Below are 18,363 nucleotides of genomic sequence, written 5' to 3'. Positions count from 1 at the left end.
ATCAGATTGGCTGCGTCATCAAGCCAACCGATTTTACGCCTGCACTGTGTAACAAGTTCAGCGCTTTAATTATTTCATCATAAGGCACGTCTTTCGCACCACCGATTAAAAAGACCGTTTTCGGATTGGTCTGCAGGCGACTTTTCGCTTCCGCGATAACCTGCTCCGGCGGCAGTTGATCCATACGATCTTTCTCAACCACCACGCTGTATTGCCCAATACCGGAAACTTCAATAATGACCGGGGGTTCGTCGTTACTGCTGACGGCTTGCGATTCGGTCGCATCCGGCAGGTCGACTTCCACACTCTGCGTAATGATCGGTGCGGTTGCCATAAAGATCAGCAACAGCACCAGCAGTACGTCGAGCAGCGGTACAATATTGATTTCGGACTTGAGTTCGCGACGACCTCGTCCACGCGTTCTGGCCATGGCTTACCCCTTGTTGCTCTCGCTAACGGTAAACGCCTGGCGGTGCAGAATCGCGGTGAACTCTTCCATAAAGTTGTCGTAATTCAGTTCCAGTTTGTTCACGCGCTGGTTCAGACGGTTGTAGGCCATAACCGCCGGGATTGCCGCAAACAGACCGATAGCCGTTGCAATCAACGCTTCCGCGATACCCGGTGCAACCATTTGCAGCGTCGCCTGTTTTACCGCGCCCAGCGCGATAAATGCGTGCATGATCCCCCAAACGGTACCGAACAGACCGATATACGGGCTGATGGAGCCAACGGTTCCGAGGAATGGAATATGCGTTTCCAGCGTTTCCAGCTCACGGTTCATCGAGATACGCATCGCACGGGAAGCACCCTCAACGACCGCTTCCGGCGCGTGGCTATTTGCCCGATGCAAACGGGCAAATTCTTTGAACCCGCTGTAGAAAATTTGTTCTGAGCCAGCCAAATTATCACGACGCCCCTGGCTTTCCTGGTACAGGCGCGACAATTCAATGCCAGACCAGAACTTGTCTTCAAATGCTTCGGCTTCACGTGAAGCAGCATTAAGAATACGGGTCCGCTGGATAATAATGGCCCAGGATGCGATTGAGAAACCAATCAAAATCAACATGATAAGTTTAACCAGAAGGCTTGCCTTCAGGAACAAATCAAGGATATTCATGTCAGTCACTGCTTAAACTCCGCGACAATAGACTTGGGAAGCGCACGAGGCTTCATTTTGAGTGGATCAACGCAAACAATCAGAACTTCGGCTTCATTCAGCACGGTGTTCTCTGCGTTGACAATGCGTTGCGTGAAAACCAAAGAGGTGCCACGCATTGACGTAATTTCGGTTTGAACTTCGAGCATATCGTCGAGCCGGGCAGGCGCAAAATACTCGAGGGTCATCTTGCGCACCACAAAGGCTACACGTTCAGCCAACAGGACCTGCTGACTGAAGTGATGATGACGCAGCATCTCTGTGCGCGCTCTTTCATAAAAAGCGACGTAGCTGGCGTGGTAAACCACCCCACCGGCATCGGTATCTTCATAGTAGACACGAACCGGCCATCGAAACAGCGTTGTATTCACTTTACATCCCGGTAATGCAACAAAAGGTTAGTGCTTTCAAACTTCGCTACTATACGCGCGGGAATGGTGCTTTGGAATGGGGGAAAGTAAACGGAGAGTAAAAAATTATGGGCTTATGCAAGCCCATAAATATTTAAGGATGTTTCTTATTCAAAAGAAGAAGAAAAACAGACCAACAACGAGGACGATATCCGCGATCAGCGGGCAGAAGATACCCTGCCAGTGTACGGCACGAGGACGAAAGCCAACGCCGTGAATGATGCCTGCGCAGACCGCCCACATCAGCAGAAAACCATGCCAGATTTCAAGCTCACTGGTTTTAGCCGCGAAACGTGACGGATCCCAGAATATGCAGCCGGCCAATACGATTGCCAGCACAAATGAAAGCGCCCGCAAGGGGCGCTTGTCCATCGCGTTGTATAACATCGCGATAATATTGGTCATTAGCTATCTTCTTGTCCGGCTTTGCCTGATTCAACGTGCTCAAGCGCCAGCGCTGTGATTATCCCAAATGCACAGGCAAGAAGCGTTCCCAAAATCCATGCGAAATACCACATTTTAAGCTCCTTACTTAGTACAGAGAGTGGGTGTTGCTTTCAATATCTTCTTTAGTGATGCGACCAAACATCTTCCAGTAACACCAGCCGGTGTACAGCAGAATGATCGGTACAAACACACAAGCTACATACGTCATCAGATTCAGCGTCAGCTGGCTGGACGTTGCATCCCACATGGTCAAACTTGCGTTCATCATGGTGCTGGATGGCATCACAAACGGGAACATTGCGATACCGGCAGTCAGGATGATGCATGCTAACGTCAGTGAAGAGAAGACGAATGCCCAGGCCCCTTTCTCCATACGAGAAGTCAGAATGGTCAACAGCGGCAGAACCACGCCCAGTGCAGGAACCAGCCACAGGATAGGTGCATTGTTAAAGTTCACCATCCATGCGCCAGCCACGCGAGCCACTTCTTTGGTCAGCGGGTTGGAGGCGGCATGATGATCCAGGGCTGAGGTCACAACATAACCGTCAATACCGTAAATCACCCATACACCGGCCAGCGCGAAGCAGACCAGAGTCACCAGCGCCGCAACCTGTGAAGTTGCACGAGCACGCAGATGCAGTTCACCTACCGTACGCATCTGCAGATAGGTCGCACCCTGGGTGATGATCATCCCAACGCTCACGACACCAGCCAGCAGACCAAACGGATTCAGCAACTGGAAGAAGTTACCGGTGTAGTACAAACGCATGTAGTCATCTACGTGGAACGGAACCCCTTGCAGCAGGTTGCCGAACGCCACGCCAATCACCAGCGGTGGCACGAAGCTACCAATGAAGATGCCCCAGTCCCACATGTTGCGCCAGCGCATGTCTTCAATCTTGGAGCGGTAATCAAAACCGACCGGACGGAAGAACAAAGACGCCAGTACCAGGATCATCGCCACATAGAAACCGGAGAAAGCAGCGGCATACACCATCGGCCAGGCAGCGAACAGTGCGCCACCCGCGGTGATAAGCCAAACCTGGTTACCGTCCCAGTGCGGGGCGATAGAGTTAATCATAATTCGACGCTCGGTATCATTACGACCGAGGAAACGGGTGAGCATGCCCACCCCCATGTCGAAGCCATCAGTGACCGCGAAACCAATCAGCAGAATGCCAACCAGCAGCCACCAGATAAAACGCAATACTTCATAATCGATCATTTGACGACTCCTGTCTTAGCGTGCCGGCTGAGAAGTCACAGTGGACTGCTCGTAGTGATAACGACCGGTTTTCAGGCTACTCGGCCCAAGGCGTGCGAACTTGAACATCAGATACAGTTCAGCCACCAGGAACAGGGTATACAGGCCGCAAATCAACAGCATCGAGAAGATGAGGTCGCCAGCAGTCAGCGAAGAGTTCGCTACGGCTGTTGGTAACACTTCACCAATCGCCCACGGTTGACGACCGTACTCTGCGACAAACCAACCGGATTCAATAGCAATCCACGGCAGAGGAATCGCGTACAGCGCAGTGCGCAGCAGCCATTTTTTCTCACCGATACGGTTACGAAGCACAGTCCAGAAGGATACCGCGATAATTGCCAGCATCAGGATGCCGCACGCCACCATGATACGGAAAGCGAAGTACAGCGGCGCAACGCGAGGGATAGAATCTTTCGTTGCCTGCTGAATTTGCGCTTCGGTCGCGTCGGTGACGTTATCCGTATAGCGTTTCAGCAGCAGACCATAACCCAGGTCTTTCTTCATGCTGTTGAACTGGTCGCGAACGGCCTGGTCGGTAGTACCAGCACGCAGTTCTTCCAGCAACTGATACGCTTTCATCCCGTTACGGATACGCTCTTCGTGCTGCACCATCAAGTCTTTCAGACCAATGACCGGTGTATCAACAGAGCGGGTGGCGATGATGCCCAGCGCATAAGGAATTTGAATCGCAAAATGGTTTTCCTGCGCATCCTGGTCCGGAATACCGAACAGCGTAAAGGAAGCCGGTGCAGGCTGAGTTTCCCATTCTGCTTCAATCGCTGCGAGTTTGGTTTTCTGCACGTCGCCCATTTCGTAACCAGATTCATCACCCAGAACGATAACAGACAGAATGGCAGCCATACCAAAGCTGGCCGCGATGGCAAAAGAACGTTTAGCAAACGCGAAGTCACGACCGCGCAGCATATAGTAGGAGCTGATACCCAGAACGAACATCGCGCCGCATACATAACCAGATGCCACAGTGTGAACAAATTTCACCTGTGCTACCGGGTTGAGCACCAGTTCAGAGAAGCTCAGCATCTCCATACGCATGGTTTCGAAGTTGAAATCCGCTGCGATTGGGTTCTGCATCCAGCCGTTCGCAACCAGAATCCACAGCGCGGACAGGTTAGAACCCAGGGCCACCAGCCAGGTGACACACATATGCTGGACTTTACCCAAACGGTCCCAGCCGAAGAAGAACAGACCTACAAAGGTGGATTCGAGGAAGAAGGCCATCAAACCTTCGATCGCCAGCGGCGCACCGAAAATATCCCCTACATAGTGGGAGTAGTAAGACCAGTTAGTCCCGAACTGGAACTCCATGGTCAGACCGGTAGCCACACCCAGAGCGAAGTTGATACCAAACAACTTGCCCCAGAACTTGGTCATATCTTTATAAATCTGTTTGCCGGAAAGGACGTAGACCGTTTCCATAATGGCCAGCAAGAACGCCATACCGAGCGTCAGTGGCACAAACAGGAAGTGGTACATCGCGGTCAAGGCAAACTGTAAGCGCGACAGTTCGACTATATCTAACATCATGACTCCTTGCTCATCGCATGAAGACTCCGAGAGTGAACCCCGTTAGAAAGGGTCACACGCATGCCCCAATACAAATTTATCTGCTTCCTTACGCCGCTACTCTTTCTTCTCTTGTGAAGAAAGGACAATGGAGAAAGGTTACAAACATGTTAATAAAACACTCAAATTGATCCCGCAATTATATTACGCCGTAAAATCCTTACAATAAACAGGTTTTTATCGAGACAAATTTGCATTTTTCGATAGTGATCAATTTATAGCTAATTTACCACTTTCAGACCAATTTGATCTGCAGCAATTTAACCTCTTTTGATGCTGTTTTCCAAGTTTTAAACATTGATTTAAATCAATTTTCAAATTTAATGTTAATAGTGTTTAACACTCGCATGACTAGTGAATACGATGTTAACAACATGTTTTTCAATGAGTAATTGCCGTTACTACAAATGATAGGATATTTATTTAAATGTACACGATCTTTTAACCAGCCCGGCTGACAAAATTGATAGCAGATAAAGAATCACTAATGCTAGGTAGCTCACAGTTTTTTGTTTAGCAAGTCATGGACTTGTTATTTCATACAAATTATTCATTTAAATTTTACTTATAATTAACACCGAGATGTAACTATCTCAGCTGGAAGAGAAAACGTTCCACATTGACCGATGCATTGCGTTTGGTGTTCTGCGAGAAAACGCTGGCGTTTCGCTTAAATCATCACTGAAAGTTATCTTTAACGCCCACTCTGCACTTATGTGGCAAAGATTAAATATGCCACAAACATTTCATTATCATTTTTATCCTAAAATTAACAAAAATGAATTGTGACATATAAGATTAAAAAATAAAAAACCGTTACGTCGTTCACAAGTTAATTAGTAATTGTGATTTTTGAAATTATTAAAAACACGACATAAATGGCGCGCATAACAAAATAAGATTTCGATCACAAACATGGCAAGTAATTTATTACCCATTTTTCTAATAAATTAAAACCGGCCAAGAAAATATGATACATCCTACTGATTATAAAGGGATTTTATAACAACCAAATATAACAATCATTTTTCTCAGGATATTTTGAAAATAGATCAATTGCTTCCTTTTTCGCTTCCACAGAAACTCCAACCCTATTAAGAGGTTGTCACAATCCATGTTCTAAATATTAGAAAATAATTTCACTTATTGACCATCAGCCCTACAGAGGATTACCCATGAAGAAATCTACACTTGTTATTGGCGTCATCGGTGCTGACTGCCATGCAGTAGGTAATAAAGTTCTGGATCGCGTTTTTACCGCTCATGATTTTCACGTAATCAACCTCGGGGTGATGGTGAGCCAGGATGAATATATTGATGCTGCGATTGAAACAGGCGCCGATGCCATCGTGGTGTCCTCTATCTACGGTCATGGCGACATTGATTGCCTCGGATTACGTGAGCGCTGCATCGAACGCGGCCTTGGCGACATTCTGCTGTACGTCGGCGGCAACCTGGTCGTCGGTAAACATGACTTCGCCGATGTGGAAGTGAAGTTTAAAGAGATGGGCTTTAACCGGGTCTTCGCCCCCAGTCACGATCTGGAAGATGTTTGCGCGCTTATCACTAATGATATTCACCAACACAATGGCCTCGAACAGCGTTGCCTGGAAGAGGCCATCTGATGCAAACAGTTTCTGTCGATATCGGCTCGACATGGACCAAGGCAGCCCTCTTCGCCCATGAAGGCGAGGATTTAACCCTGATAAACCATGTCCTGACCCCAACCACCACACATCATCTGGCAGACGGTTTTTTTGCCAGCCTGAATCAGGTGCTGAATGTTGCCGATGCTCGCCCGTTACTGAAAAGTGGTGAAGTGCAGTTGAAATACTCCTCCTCAGCGAAAGGTGGGCTTGCCGTTGCAGCAATGGGGCTGGTGCCTTCCATTACGCTGGAATCGGCAAAAGTTACCGCCCATTCGGCAGGAGCGAAAATCGCGCAATATTATTCGTACAAGCTGAACCGTCATGACATCCAGGAGCTGGAGTCATCCCCTCCAGATATTCTGCTGTTTACCGGCGGTACAGATGGTGGCGAAGAAAGTTACGGCCTGGCGAATGCGCATGCGCTGGCAGGCTCAAAGCTTGATTGCGCCATTATCTACGCCGGAAACCGGGACATTCAGGACGAAATACAAACGATTCTGGGACATAAGGATTTGACCACGGTAGACAACATTCTGCCTGACCTCGATCACCCGAATCCGTTTGCCGCACGCCAGGCGATTTGTGATGTGTTCTTGTCACGCATTGTCAAAGGCAAAGGTCTGGACGTCATTGTTGGCGAAACAGGCGAAGAGCCAATGCCGACGCCATGGACGGTATATGAGTTAGTGAAAGCTATTAGCGATTACGACAGCGCATGGAAGGAATTCATGCTGATTGATATGGGCGGAGCCACCACGGATGTCTATTCGGCCAGCGCGAATACCCTCTCCCCCGATACCGTCCTGCATGGTGTTCCTGAACCGTTCGTCAAACGTACCGTAGAAGGCGACCTGGGCATGCGCGTTTCCGCCGTCGTGGTGGGAGAAAGCACGCAGGATATGGTGAAAGTCATCTTCGCCCAACAACCACAGCGCGAGGAAGCGTTTTACCGCTACCTGCGTCACCTGGTTGGGCAACCGGATTACCTGCCACTCAGTGAGGAAGAGAAATATTACGACACCCTGCTGGCAGGTTTATGCGTGGGCTATGCCGCTGAGCGCCACGCGGGCACTAAAAAGCAGGTTTGCACCTGCGTGGGTAACGTGGATTTACAGATGGGTCGCGATCTCACCACCGTACGCAAAGTCGTCGGTTCAGGGGGATGGCTCTCTCGCGCCAGCCAGTTCGATATCCATAACTGGCTCAAATACCGGGAGCTGGACGACCAGGGGAAAAGAATTCTGTTACCGAATCAGTTTGAGTATTACCGCGATTCAAATGGCCTGCTCCCGCTTCTGGCAAACGTCGCCAGGCTGTACCCGCAAGCCGCTGCTCGCACCAGCATTCAGTGTTTAACCCTATAAAACTTAAGGCAGCTACGAATGGAACTTCGAAATAAAAAATTGACCCATGACGAATTCATGACCGAAAGGCATCAGGTATTACAAACCTGGGAAACCGGCAAAGACGTTGAGAACTTCGAAGATGGCGTGAAGTACCAGCAATCAATTCCAGATAAAAAACGCTTCTCCCTTGCCCTGCTGAAAGCCGATCAGGAAGGTAAAACCCTGAGCCAGCCGCGTGCAGGCGTAGCATTAATGGATGAGCATATTGCGCTGCTCAAAACATTGCAGGAAGAGTGCGACCTCCTGCCGAGTACTATCGATGCCTATACCCGTCTGAACCGCTATGAAGAAGCCGCTGTCGGGATCCAGAAATCCATCGAAGCAGGTACTTCCAAGCTGAATGGTTTACCAGTCGTCAATCACGGGGTTGCTGCCTGCCGCCGGATGACTGAATCGCTGGAAAAACCGATCCAGGTTCGCCACGGTACGCCGGATGCGCGCCTGCTGGCAGAAATCGCCATGGCCAGTGGCTTCACCAGCTACGAAGGCGGCGGTATCTCCTACAACATCCCTTACGCCAAACGCGTCACCCTGGAAAAATCCATTCGCGACTGGCAGTACTGCGACCGTCTGATGGGTCTGTACGAAGAGAACGGCATTCGCATCAACCGTGAGCCGTTTGGCCCGCTGACCGGTACCCTGATCCCGCCGTTTATGTCCCACTCGGTGGCGATTATTGAAGGTCTGCTGGCGCTGGAACAAGGCGTGAAATCCATTACGGTCGGCTACGGCCAGGTCGGTAGCCTGACGCAGGATATCGCCGCTATTCAGGCGCTGCGTGAACTGTCCCACGAATACTTCCATAACCATGGCTTCGACGATTACGAACTGAGCACCGTTTTCCACCAGTGGATGGGCGGATTCCCGGAAGATGAAGCGAAAGCCTTCTCTGTTATCGCCTGGGGTGCAGCGGTTGCTGGTATGTCGGGTGCCACAAAAGTGATCACCAAAAGCCCGCACGAAGCGTTCGGTATCCCAACCGCGGCAGCTAACGCCCAGGGTCTGAAAGCGTCACGCCAGATGCTCAACATGGTCAGCGACCAGAAATTCCCGCAGTGCGCTGCTGTGGAGCAGGAAGTTGACCTGATTAAGAGCGAAGTCCGCGCGGTGTTGAAGAAAGTCTTCGAACTGGGCAATGGCGACATTGCGCGCGGTACGGTGCTGGCCTTTGAAGCTGGCGTGCTGGATGTACCTTTCGCTCCTGCCGCCTGTAACGCCGGTAAGATCCTGCCTGTTCGCGATAACACAGGCGCAATCCGTATTCTTGAAGCCGGTGCCGTGCCGCTGCCGAAAGATATTCTCGCCCTGCACCACGACTATGTCGCAGAGCGCGCACATTTTGAAGGCCGCAAGCCTTCTTTCCAGATGGTCATTGATGACATCAACGCCGTATCCCACAGTAAATTAATAGGAAGACCATAATGAAAATCAAAAAGGCCCTTTTCACCGCTGGCTACTCCTCATTTTATTTTGACGATCAGCAGGCCATCAAAAATGGCGCCGGTCATGACGGGTTTATCTACACCGGCGATCCGGTCACGCCTGGATTTACCTCTGTTCGTCAGGCGGGTGAATGTGTTTCCGTACAACTGATTCTGGAAAACGGCGCGGTAGCTGTGGGCGATTGCGCAGCGGTGCAATATTCAGGTGCAGGCGGTCGTGACCCGCTGTTCCTGGCTGAAAACTTCATTCCGTTCCTCAACGACCACATCAAGCCGTTGCTGGAAGGTCGTGACGTTGATTCGTTCCTGACCAACGCCCGTTTCTTTGATGAATTGCGTATTGACGGCCATCTACTGCATACCGCCGTACGTTATGGTCTGTCTCAGGCACTGCTCGACGCGGCGGCACTGGCTACCGGTCGTCTGAAAGCCGAAGTGGTTTGTGATGAATGGCAACTGCCATGCGTTCCGGAAGCCATTCCGTTATTTGGTCAGAGCGGCGACGACCGTTATATCGCCGTCGACAAGATGATCCTCAAAGGTGTGGATGTCCTGCCGCATGCCCTGATCAATAACGTTGAAGAGAAGCTGGGCTTTAAAGGTGAAAAACTGCGTGAGTACGTCCGCTGGTTGTCTAACCGCATCCTGAGCCTGCGCACCAACGAAAGCTATCACCCGACACTGCATATTGATGTCTACGGCACCATTGGTCTGATCTTCGATATGGATCCAGTGCGTTGCGCCGAATACATCGCCAGCCTGGAAGCCGAAGCTCAAGGTCTACCGCTGTACATTGAAGGCCCGGTTGATGCCGGTAACAAGCCGGATCAGATCCGCATGTTAACCGAGATCACTCAGGAGCTGACTCGTCTGGGTTCCGGCGTGAAAATCGTTGCGGATGAATGGTGTAACACCTATCAGGACATCGTGGACTTCACCGACGCGGGCAGTTGCCACATGGTGCAGATTAAAACCCCGGATCTGGGCGGTATTCACAACATCGTTGATGCAGTGCTGTATTGCAACAAACACGGAATGGAAGCCTATCAGGGCGGTACCTGTAACGAAACGGAAATCAGTGCTCGTACCTGCGTACACGTCGCGCTGGCCGCGCGTCCAATGCGCATGCTGATCAAACCGGGTATGGGTTTCGATGAAGGTCTCAACATCGTGTTTAACGAAATGAACCGCACCATCGCGCTGTTGCAAACTAAGGATTAAGAGATGGCACGCACATTTAAGATCTTATCGCCTACGGCTATCCTGGGTTATGGCTTCCCGGAAGAAAGTTTTCGTAAAGCCATGGAAGAGTCACCGGATCTTATTGCTGTTGACGCAGGTTCCTCCGATCCTGGCCCCCACTACCTGGGGGCAGGTAAACCCTTTACTGACAGGGCCGGTGTGAAACGCGATCTGCGCTATATGATTGTGGCAGGCGTTAAGAACAACATCCCGGTAGTGATCGGCACAGCCGGTGGTTCTGGCGCAGCTCCGCATCTGGAGTGGTGTCGCCAAATAATCCATGAGATCGCGCAGGAAGAAAAACTGTCTTTCTCAATGGCGCTAATTCCGTCTGATGTCGACAAAGAAATCGTTCATCAGGCACTGGATAACGGCAAAATCACCGCGCTCGATTTTGTGCCTGAACTGACTCACGAGGCCATTGAAGAGAGCACCTACATTGTCGCGCAGATGGGCGTCGAGCCTTTCCAGCGTGCGCTGAAAGCCGGTGCACAGGTGGTCCTGGGCGGACGAGCCTACGATCCGGCCTGCTTCGCCGCGCTGCCGATTATGCAGGGCTTTGATGAAGGTCTGGCGCTTCATTGCGGTAAGATCCTTGAGTGTGCTGCCATTGCCGCCACCCCTGGCTCCGGCTCCGATTGTGCGATGGGGATTATCGACGACAACGGCTTTACGCTGAAGGCGTTCAATCCCAAGCGTAAGTTCACTGAAACTTCTGCTGCGGCGCACACCCTGTACGAGAAGTCAGATCCTTACTTCCTGCCAGGGCCAGGCGGTGTGCTGAACCTGAAAGCATGCACTTTCACCCAGGTTAACGAGGGTGAAGTGTATGTCAGCGGTTCACGCCATGAAGAAACACCGTATGCGTTGAAACTGGAAGGTGCACGCCAGGTTGGCTTCCGTTGCCTGACCATCGCCGGAACACGCGACCCGATTATGATTGCCGGGATTGACACGATTCTTGAAGAGGTACAGGCAAGCGTTGCACGTAACCTCTCCCTGAATGACGACAGTATCCGCATGACGTTCCACTTGTACGGTAAGAACGGTGTGATGGGCAACCATGAGCCGATGAAAACAGCGGGCCATGAACTGGGAATTTTACTGGATGTCGTTGCGCCGACGCAGGACATCGCCAACAGCGTTTGCTCGCTGGTGCGCTCTACCCTGCTGCACTACGGCTATGAAAATCGCATTGCGACTGCGGGCAACCTCGCCTTCCCGTTCTCGCCATCTGATATTCAGAGTGGACCGGTGTATGAGTTCTCGATCTATCACCTGATTGAAGCGAGCGATGCGCTGCGTTTTGATTTCCACATTGAACAGGTGACGCCAGAAGGAGTTCAGGCATGAAACACTCAATTTGTTCACTGGCACAAGTTATTCGCTCGAAAAACGCCGGACCGTACGAACTGGTTTTAGATATTTTATTTAAAACCCGGGAAGATTATCAGCGCGTAAAACGCTCAGAGCAATTAACACCGCAGCTTATTGCCGGTTTATATAACGTTAAGCCTGACTTTATTCACAATATTGTATGGTTCGATCCGGCGAATGCCGTAAAAATCGTCATGCCGCGCGATATTATTTCCGGCAACGTCGGTGACAATGATGTTTATGGTGCACAGCAACACGCACCATTATTAAGTATTGAGTTCGACTTGTAACAAAAAACACAATAACAACCATTGGGGCACAGAATTCAGCTGTATCACAGTGCTTCGAATTATTCATGCGGTTGGTCACAACAGGCGTGCGTCTAAGCTGCTGTCCAGGCTCAGGCGCACGCCACCCTACACAATTCCAATTACCAACCTTTATCCGATGGAGTACACATGAAGAAAATAAGTTTAACGAAGATGATCATATTAGGCCTGATACTCGGCATGATTGCCGGGGTGGCCATAAATAATATGGCCGCGGCTGAAACAGCAAAATCTTATGCAGCAGACATTTCCATTTTTACCACTATATTCTTACGTATGGTGAAAATGATTATCGCACCATTGGTTATTTCAACTCTGGTTGTGGGTATTGCCAAAATGGGCGATGCTAAAACGCTGGGACGTATATTTTCGAAAACCTTCTTCCTGTTTATTTGCGCGTCATTGCTGTCAATCGCGCTGGGTCTGGTTATCGTAAATATCTTCCAGCCAGGCGCAGGTATCAACTTTGTGCCACATGATATCGGCGCTGTTGCCGCCGTTAAGTCAGAGCCATTCACGCTGAAAGTGTTCATCTCACACGCGGTACCGACCAGTATTGTCGATGCGATGGCGCGTAACGAAATTCTGCAGATCGTCGTGTTCTCAATCTTCCTTGGTTGCAGCCTCGCTGCGATTGGTGAAAAAGCCGACCCTATTGTGAAAGTGCTGGATTCACTGGTGCACGTGATGCTGAAGCTGACGGGTTACGTCATGCTGTTTGCGCCACTGACCGTTTTTGCCGCTATTTCAGGTCTGATTGCCGAACGTGGTCTGGGTGTGATGGTTAGCGCCGGGATCTTCATGGGTGAGTTCTACCTGACGCTGGGTATGCTGTGGGCGATCCTGATTGGCCTGTCTACTATGATCGTCGGGCCTTGCATCGCACGGTTAACTAAATCAATCCTGGAACCCGCTCTGCTGGCCTTTACCACTTCAAGCTCTGAAGCCGCCTTCCCGGGTACGCTGGACAAGCTGGAAAAATTCGGCGTTTCCTCAAAAATCGCCAGCTTCGTTCTGCCTATCGGTTACTCCTTTAACCTGGTCGGCTCCATGGCCTACTGCTCCTTTGCCACCGTCTTTATTGCTCAGGCGTGCAACATCGAACTGAGCATGGGCGAGCAAATTACCATGCTGTTAATTCTGATGCTGACTTCTAAAGGGATGGCGGGTGTACCGCGTGCCTCGATGGTCGTTATCGCCGCTACCCTGAACCAGTTCAACATTCCCGAAGCGGGTTTGATCCTGCTGATGGGCGTCGATCCGTTCCTCGATATGGGTCGTTCCGCTACCAACGTCATGAGTAACGCCATGGGCGCTGCCATTGTGGGCCGTTGGGAAGGCGAACACTTCGGCCAGGGTTGCCGTGGAACTGCGCCAGTGAAGTCACCGGAACAGGTACGCCCGGTTACCGAAACGGAAGTCGCTTTGTCCTGATACTACGTTATTGCCGGATGGCGCTTGCGCTTATCCGGCCTACATAACGTTTAACTATCCGTAGGCCGGATTAGGCGGTACGCCGCCATCCGGCATCAAGATGAGCACACCAACAGGAACGCACAATGAATAAAACAATTATCGGCGTGAGTCTCTTTTCTTTCAGCGTCTTGTTTAGCGCAACCACATTCGCGCAAACCACGCCCGACTACGCCAAGCTGATAGAACAGGCTCATCAGAAGTACAAAAGTAATAACGATGGAAAAGTCGCCGACTACATCCCTGCTCTGGCGACCTATAGCCCGAAAAATTTTGCCATCACCATTGCGACGGTGGACGGCAAGATCTACCAGGTTGGCGATGTTAACAAACCTTTCCCAATGGAATCCCTGAGTAAAGTGTTCACCATGGCGCTCGCCATGGAGCAGCACGGTCCACAGGTAGTGCTGGATAAACTTGGCGCCAATGCCACCGGCATGCCGTTCAACTCAGGTTTGGCCGTTGAACTGACCAAAGGCGCGCCTGAAAACCCACTGGTAAACGCCGGGGCCATGAGCACCGTTAGCCTGATTGAAGCCAAAGACAAAAGCGATCGTTGGAACAAAATCCTCGACAACCTGAACGTCTGGGCCGATGCCACTCTCACCGTAAACGAACCGGTTTTCAAATCTGAAATGGAAACCAACCAGCACAATCAGGCGCTGGCCAAACTGATGGAATCCTATAACAGCTTCTATGGCAACACTGACGAAGCCGTTGAAATTTATACCCGCCAGTGCTCGGTGGATATCACCGTTGAGCAACTGGCCAAAATGGGTGCCGTACTGGCGAACAAAGGCAAATCTCCGTTCAACGGCAAACAGTTGCTGAATGAGAAATATGTTCCACAGGTACTGGCAGAAATGGCAATTGCCGGACTGTACGACGGCAGCGGTAAATGGCTGTACACCGTTGGCATTCCGGCGAAAAGCGGCGTCGGCGGCGGCATGGTTGCCGTCGTCCCAGGCGAATATGCGATTGCGGTCTATTCTCCGCCGCTTGATGAAGCCGGAAACAGCGTTCGTGCCCAGAAAACTATCGAATATGTCGCCGAAGCGACAAAAGCCAACGTCTTTTTAGCCAAATAACTTTACGCCGGATGGCACATTGCTTATCCGGCAAACAATACGAAGAGGTGAGAAGTAAACATGTCTAAACCATTTGTCTGGCAGGAACTCTTTGTTCAGAGTAAAGATAGTACCGAATATGAATTACTCAGTAACCAGCACGTTACGGTAACGGAGTTAGACGGAGAGGAAGTTATCAAGGTTGCACCGGAAGCGTTAACCTTGTTAGCACAGCAGGCGTTTTATGAGGCTTCATTTTTCCTGCGCGCCGGACATTTAAAACAGATTGCCAGCATTTTGCACGACCCACAGGCCAGCGGTAACGATAAGTACGTCGCATTGCAGCTGCTGCGCAATGCAGAGGTTTCAGCTAAAGGTGTACTGCCTAACTGCCAGGACACCGGGACGGCAACCATTGTGGCCAGCAAAGGGCAACATGTCTGGACCGGCGGCGATGACGCCGAAGCCTTAAGCAAAGGCGTGTATACCACCTTCACCGAAAACAATCTGCGTTACTCGCAAAATGCCCCGCTGGACATGTATACCGAGGTCAATACTCAGACAAACCTGCCGGCGCAAATCGACATCAGCGCCACGCCGGGCAATGAATATAAATTCCTGTTCGTCAACAAAGGCGGCGGTTCTGCCAATAAGGCGGCGTTATTCCAGGAAACCAAATCCATTCTGCAGCCGGAAAAGCTCACCGCGTTCCTGATCGAAAAAATGAAATCACTGGGTACAGCCGCTTGTCCGCCGTATCACATCGCTTTTGTGGTTGGGGGCTTATCCGCCGACCAGACGCTGAAAGTCGCCAAACTGGCTTCAACCAAATATTACGATAATCTGCCCACCAGCGGGAACGAGCTGGGCCAGGCGTTCCGTGATACGGCGCTGGAAGCCGAGTTGCTCAATGCCAGCCGTGAGTTTGGCATCGGGGCGCAGTTTGGCGGCAAATACTTTGCCCACGATATTCGCGTAATTCGCTTACCGCGCCACGGCGGCTCCTGCCCAATCGCGATGGCCCTCTCCTGCTCTGCCGACCGCAACATTAAAGCCAAAATTAATAAACACGGTATCTGGCTGGAAAAACTCGAGCATAATCCGGGCAAATTTATCCCCGATTCTCACCGGGTAGAAAACGGCGCCCAGACCGTACAACTGGATCTGAACCGTCCGCTGCGCGAGATCCTGCATGATCTCTCCGCCTTGCCCATTGGTACACGTCTGTCGTTAAGCGGCCCGATTGTTGTGGCTCGCGATATCGCTCACGCGAACATCAAAGCGCGACTGGATAACGGTGAACCGATGCCGGAATACATGAAAAAGCATATCGTTTACTATGCTGGTCCAGCCAAAACCCCGGAAAATCAGGCCTGTGGCTCAATGGGACCCACCACCGGCGGGCGCATGGATGGGTATGTCGATGCTTTCCAGGCACAAGGCGGCAGCCTCATTATGCTCACCAAAGGTAACCGCAGCCAGCAGGTCACTGATGCCTGTCACAAACACGGTGGATTTAGCCTCGGCAGCATTGGCGGTGCCGCCGCCCTACTGGCGCAACAGTACGTGAAGAGTCTGCAGTGTCTTGAATATCCAGAACTGGGAATGGAAGCGGTGTGGATGATGGAAGTTAAAAATATGCCCGCCTTCGTATTAGTGGATGACAAAGGTAATAACTTCTTCAGCCAGTTCGAGCAGCAGCATCGCTGCGCAACTTGTCCGGCAGGGCATTAAGGAGTTTCCATGGAAGCGCGCGCCAATAACGACAGACACCGTCAGCGTCAGCAGAAGCTAAAAGAGCAGGTTGATACCCGCGTAGCGGCTGCAACGGAGAAGAAAGGGATCCTGATTGTCTTCACCGGCAATGGAAAAGGAAAATCCACCGCAGCCTTTGGCACGGCAACGCGCGCAGTGGGTCACGGAAAAACCGTTGGCATCGCGCAGTTTATTAAAGGTCAGTGGGATAATGGTGAGTACAACACACTGCAACCGCTCGGCGTCGAATTCCATATTATGGGTACCGGATTTACCTGGGAAACCCAAAATCGGCAAGCAGATATCGAAGCGGCAACGGTTGTCTGGCAGGAAAGTAAGCGCATGCTGGCTGATGCGCATTACGATCTAGTGGTGCTGGATGAACTCACCTACATGCTGGCTTACCACTATCTGGATACGCAAGAGGTTATCAACGCCATCGAAAATCGTCCTGCCGGTCAGAGCGTTATCGTCACAGGACGCGGATGCCATACGCTGTTACTGGAACTGGCCGATACGGTCAGTGAAATACGCCCGGTCAAACACGCGTTTGACCGCGGTATTCAGGCACAGATTGGGATCGACTGGTAGCCGTTCTTTTGCCGGATAACGATGCTAACGCGTCTTATCCGGCCTACCCATCGTTGTAGGCCTGATAAGGCATAAGCCACCCTCAGGCAGCCGATACTACGGACTTACTGAGCAACCAGTTGCGGAAAATCTGTAAATGCTCGGATTCCGATTTTTCTTCACGCCATGTCATAATAAATCGATTCCCGGTACGCATCGGAACATCGCAAGGAATGACCATATCGCCACTGTCCAGATCGTGCTGAATGGCAAAACGCGGGAGCAGCGCAACGCCCAGATTAGAGCGGACCGCCGCGATCAGCATCGATAACAAATCAAATCTCGGACCTTTATTCACCAACGGACTGCTGACATCTGACAGCGCAAACCATTCCTGCCACCCTTTGATGCGCGTGCTTTGGTGCAATAGCGGGAATTCGTTTAGTAATTCGTTTACCGCCAGTTTTCGTTCCGGTTCGGCCAGCAAACAGCGACTGCATACCGGCAGAATCTCCTCTTCAAACAGGTACTCAACCCCTGACCATGGCGAATAAAAGTCTTCGCGCATGATTGCCGCGTCATACTCTCGATTGAGAAAATCACCAATATTCGCCAGGGAATGAATGTTCACGATAATATCAGGATTAAGTTTGTTAAATTCACGCAGGTTTGGGATCAGCCAGTGCGTGCTGAACGTCGGATTCACCGCCAGCTCAATAACCTGTACAGTCGGCTGCCAGGTCATTATCGTCGTCGTATCTCGTTCAAGCTTATTTAACGTTTCTTTAACGATGCTTAAATAGTGTTTGCCCGCCGCATTTAAAAAAATGCGTTTTTTGGCGTGATTAAATAGCGCGGTATTGAGAAAATCCTCCAGTGCATTTACCTGGCGGAAAACAGCACTTTGTGTTAAAGCCAGCTCTTCAGCTGCCCGGGTATAACTTTCGTGACGCGCAACCACTTCAAAAGTTACCAGCAACTCCGTCTTGGGTATTTTTCCTCTCATAACCTCTTCCATTTGCAGCGTACAAAAATAGTTTAATTTATAAAAAATAATTCAAGACACCCAGATAAGCATCGAGAGTTATATTTTATTTTATCCATTGATGTCATTGATCCAATCCATGATTTACTCACACTGATGACGGGTAAATATTAACCAATAATACTTAAGGGAAACAATAAACAC

At 50.7% G+C, this 18,363-nt stretch carries 18 protein-coding genes; 10 read left to right on the top strand and 8 right to left on the bottom strand.

The window, feature by feature from the left end; genetic code table 11:
* Nucleotide 1: 1 nt before the first annotated feature.
* The 7 genes from tolR to cydA form a co-directional block, all read right to left on the bottom strand.
* Nucleotides 2–430 carry a colicin uptake protein TolR gene (gene tolR / locus WC1_RS16930; protein WP_003022978.1) on the bottom strand — a complete coding sequence of 143 codons (429 nt, stop codon included), beginning with the start codon at nucleotides 428–430 and terminating at the stop codon, nucleotides 2–4.
* A gap of 3 nt (nucleotides 431–433) precedes the next feature.
* Nucleotides 434–1,126, bottom strand: coding sequence for a Tol-Pal system protein TolQ (gene tolQ / locus WC1_RS16935; protein ID WP_003022976.1), 693 nt, complete (start codon nucleotides 1,124–1,126; stop codon nucleotides 434–436).
* Entirely contained in the window at nucleotides 1,123–1,527 is a 405-nt protein-coding gene (ybgC, locus tag WC1_RS16940; protein WP_003835413.1) for a tol-pal system-associated acyl-CoA thioesterase, read from the bottom strand. The genes tolQ and ybgC overlap by 4 nt, the downstream gene beginning before the upstream one ends.
* 150 nt (nucleotides 1,528–1,677) lie before the next feature.
* On the bottom strand, nucleotides 1,678–1,971 hold the full coding sequence (gene ybgE, locus WC1_RS16945; protein WP_003022971.1) for a cyd operon protein YbgE: 294 nt from the start codon (nucleotides 1,969–1,971) through the stop codon (nucleotides 1,678–1,680).
* Nucleotides 1,971–2,084: a cytochrome bd-I oxidase subunit CydX gene (cydX, locus tag WC1_RS23385; protein ID WP_003022970.1), complete on the bottom strand. Its 114-nt coding sequence runs from the start codon at nucleotides 2,082–2,084 to the stop codon at nucleotides 1,971–1,973. The genes ybgE and cydX overlap by 1 nt, the downstream gene beginning before the upstream one ends.
* Before the next feature lie 14 nt (nucleotides 2,085–2,098).
* Nucleotides 2,099–3,238 (bottom strand): cytochrome d ubiquinol oxidase subunit II, encoded by a 1,140-nt coding sequence (gene cydB / locus WC1_RS16950; RefSeq protein WP_003022968.1) that lies wholly within the window; start codon nucleotides 3,236–3,238, stop codon nucleotides 2,099–2,101.
* Between the two features lie 15 nt (nucleotides 3,239–3,253).
* Nucleotides 3,254–4,822, bottom strand: coding sequence for a cytochrome ubiquinol oxidase subunit I (gene cydA / locus WC1_RS16955; protein WP_003022965.1), 1,569 nt, complete (start codon nucleotides 4,820–4,822; stop codon nucleotides 3,254–3,256).
* Nucleotides 4,823–6,039: 1,217 nt separating this feature from the next.
* Here cydA and glmS point away from each other — a divergent pair.
* From glmS to cobO, 10 genes are all read left to right on the top strand, one after another.
* Nucleotides 6,040–6,489: a methylaspartate mutase subunit S gene (glmS, locus tag WC1_RS16960; protein ID WP_003022963.1), complete on the top strand. Its 450-nt coding sequence runs from the start codon at nucleotides 6,040–6,042 to the stop codon at nucleotides 6,487–6,489.
* Nucleotides 6,489–7,877, top strand: a complete 1,389-nt coding sequence (gene glmL / locus WC1_RS16965; RefSeq protein WP_003835417.1) for a methylaspartate mutase accessory protein GlmL — start codon at nucleotides 6,489–6,491, stop codon at nucleotides 7,875–7,877. Before glmS ends, glmL begins: the two co-directional genes overlap by 1 nt.
* An 18-nt stretch (nucleotides 7,878–7,895) precedes the next feature.
* Nucleotides 7,896–9,341 (top strand): methylaspartate mutase subunit E, encoded by a 1,446-nt coding sequence (locus WC1_RS16970; protein WP_003022957.1) that lies wholly within the window; start codon nucleotides 7,896–7,898, stop codon nucleotides 9,339–9,341.
* Nucleotides 9,341–10,582 carry a methylaspartate ammonia-lyase gene (locus WC1_RS16975; RefSeq protein ID WP_003022953.1) on the top strand — a complete coding sequence of 414 codons (1,242 nt, stop codon included), beginning with the start codon at nucleotides 9,341–9,343 and terminating at the stop codon, nucleotides 10,580–10,582. Before WC1_RS16970 ends, WC1_RS16975 begins: the two co-directional genes overlap by 1 nt.
* A gap of 3 nt (nucleotides 10,583–10,585) precedes the next feature.
* Entirely contained in the window at nucleotides 10,586–11,956 is a 1,371-nt protein-coding gene (locus WC1_RS16980; protein WP_003022951.1) for an acyclic terpene utilization AtuA family protein, read from the top strand.
* Complete coding sequence (locus WC1_RS16985) at nucleotides 11,953–12,270, top strand: DUF4387 domain-containing protein (protein WP_008320068.1); 318 nt, start codon at nucleotides 11,953–11,955, stop codon at nucleotides 12,268–12,270. The genes WC1_RS16980 and WC1_RS16985 overlap by 4 nt, the downstream gene beginning before the upstream one ends.
* A gap of 168 nt (nucleotides 12,271–12,438) precedes the next feature.
* Nucleotides 12,439–13,743, top strand: a complete 1,305-nt coding sequence (locus WC1_RS16990; protein WP_016149806.1) for a dicarboxylate/amino acid:cation symporter — start codon at nucleotides 12,439–12,441, stop codon at nucleotides 13,741–13,743.
* A gap of 125 nt (nucleotides 13,744–13,868) precedes the next feature.
* Nucleotides 13,869–14,870: a glutaminase A gene (glsA, locus tag WC1_RS16995; protein ID WP_016149805.1), complete on the top strand. Its 1,002-nt coding sequence runs from the start codon at nucleotides 13,869–13,871 to the stop codon at nucleotides 14,868–14,870.
* 60 nt (nucleotides 14,871–14,930) lie between these two features.
* Nucleotides 14,931–16,583 (top strand): class I fumarate hydratase, encoded by a 1,653-nt coding sequence (locus tag WC1_RS17000; RefSeq protein WP_003835428.1) that lies wholly within the window; start codon nucleotides 14,931–14,933, stop codon nucleotides 16,581–16,583.
* 9 nt (nucleotides 16,584–16,592) lie between these two features.
* Entirely contained in the window at nucleotides 16,593–17,195 is a 603-nt protein-coding gene (gene cobO, locus WC1_RS17005; protein ID WP_003847316.1) for a cob(I)yrinic acid a,c-diamide adenosyltransferase, read from the top strand.
* A gap of 82 nt (nucleotides 17,196–17,277) precedes the next feature.
* Here the strand turns inward: cobO and WC1_RS17010 are convergent, their stop codons facing one another.
* Nucleotides 17,278–18,180 carry a LysR substrate-binding domain-containing protein gene (locus tag WC1_RS17010; protein ID WP_003022936.1) on the bottom strand — a complete coding sequence of 301 codons (903 nt, stop codon included), beginning with the start codon at nucleotides 18,178–18,180 and terminating at the stop codon, nucleotides 17,278–17,280.
* Nucleotides 18,181–18,363: the final 183 nt, after the last annotated feature.

The organism is Citrobacter sp. KTE30 (genome assembly GCF_000398825.1).
Lineage (GTDB): Bacteria > Pseudomonadota > Gammaproteobacteria > Enterobacterales > Enterobacteriaceae > Citrobacter > Citrobacter freundii.
Note: the sequence above shows the minus strand (reverse complement) of the source record. Positions and strands in the feature narration are given on the sequence as shown.

Bases quoted from the DNA above. Each gene is read 5' to 3' on its own strand.
- glmL (WP_003835417.1), top strand. From the start codon at position 6,489: ATGCAAACAGTTTCTGTCGATATCGGCTCGACATGGACCAAGGCAGCC.
- cydB (WP_003022968.1), bottom strand. From the start codon at position 3,238: ATGATCGATTATGAAGTATTGCGTTTTATCTGGTGGCTGCTGGTTGGC.
- glmS (WP_003022963.1), top strand. From the start codon at position 6,040: ATGAAGAAATCTACACTTGTTATTGGCGTCATCGGTGCTGACTGCCAT.
- WC1_RS16975 (WP_003022953.1), top strand. From the start codon at position 9,341: ATGAAAATCAAAAAGGCCCTTTTCACCGCTGGCTACTCCTCATTTTAT.
- WC1_RS16985 (WP_008320068.1), top strand. From the start codon at position 11,953: ATGAAACACTCAATTTGTTCACTGGCACAAGTTATTCGCTCGAAAAAC.
- WC1_RS16990 (WP_016149806.1), top strand. From the start codon at position 12,439: ATGAAGAAAATAAGTTTAACGAAGATGATCATATTAGGCCTGATACTC.
- WC1_RS17010 (WP_003022936.1), bottom strand. From the start codon at position 18,180: ATGAGAGGAAAAATACCCAAGACGGAGTTGCTGGTAACTTTTGAAGTG.
- tolR (WP_003022978.1), bottom strand. From the start codon at position 430: ATGGCCAGAACGCGTGGACGAGGTCGTCGCGAACTCAAGTCCGAAATC.
- ybgE (WP_003022971.1), bottom strand. From the start codon at position 1,971: ATGACCAATATTATCGCGATGTTATACAACGCGATGGACAAGCGCCCC.
- cydX (WP_003022970.1), bottom strand. From the start codon at position 2,084: ATGTGGTATTTCGCATGGATTTTGGGAACGCTTCTTGCCTGTGCATTT.
- WC1_RS17000 (WP_003835428.1), top strand. From the start codon at position 14,931: ATGTCTAAACCATTTGTCTGGCAGGAACTCTTTGTTCAGAGTAAAGAT.
- cobO (WP_003847316.1), top strand. From the start codon at position 16,593: ATGGAAGCGCGCGCCAATAACGACAGACACCGTCAGCGTCAGCAGAAG.
- glsA (WP_016149805.1), top strand. From the start codon at position 13,869: ATGAATAAAACAATTATCGGCGTGAGTCTCTTTTCTTTCAGCGTCTTG.
- WC1_RS16980 (WP_003022951.1), top strand. From the start codon at position 10,586: ATGGCACGCACATTTAAGATCTTATCGCCTACGGCTATCCTGGGTTAT.
- WC1_RS16970 (WP_003022957.1), top strand. From the start codon at position 7,896: ATGGAACTTCGAAATAAAAAATTGACCCATGACGAATTCATGACCGAA.
- cydA (WP_003022965.1), bottom strand. From the start codon at position 4,822: ATGTTAGATATAGTCGAACTGTCGCGCTTACAGTTTGCCTTGACCGCG.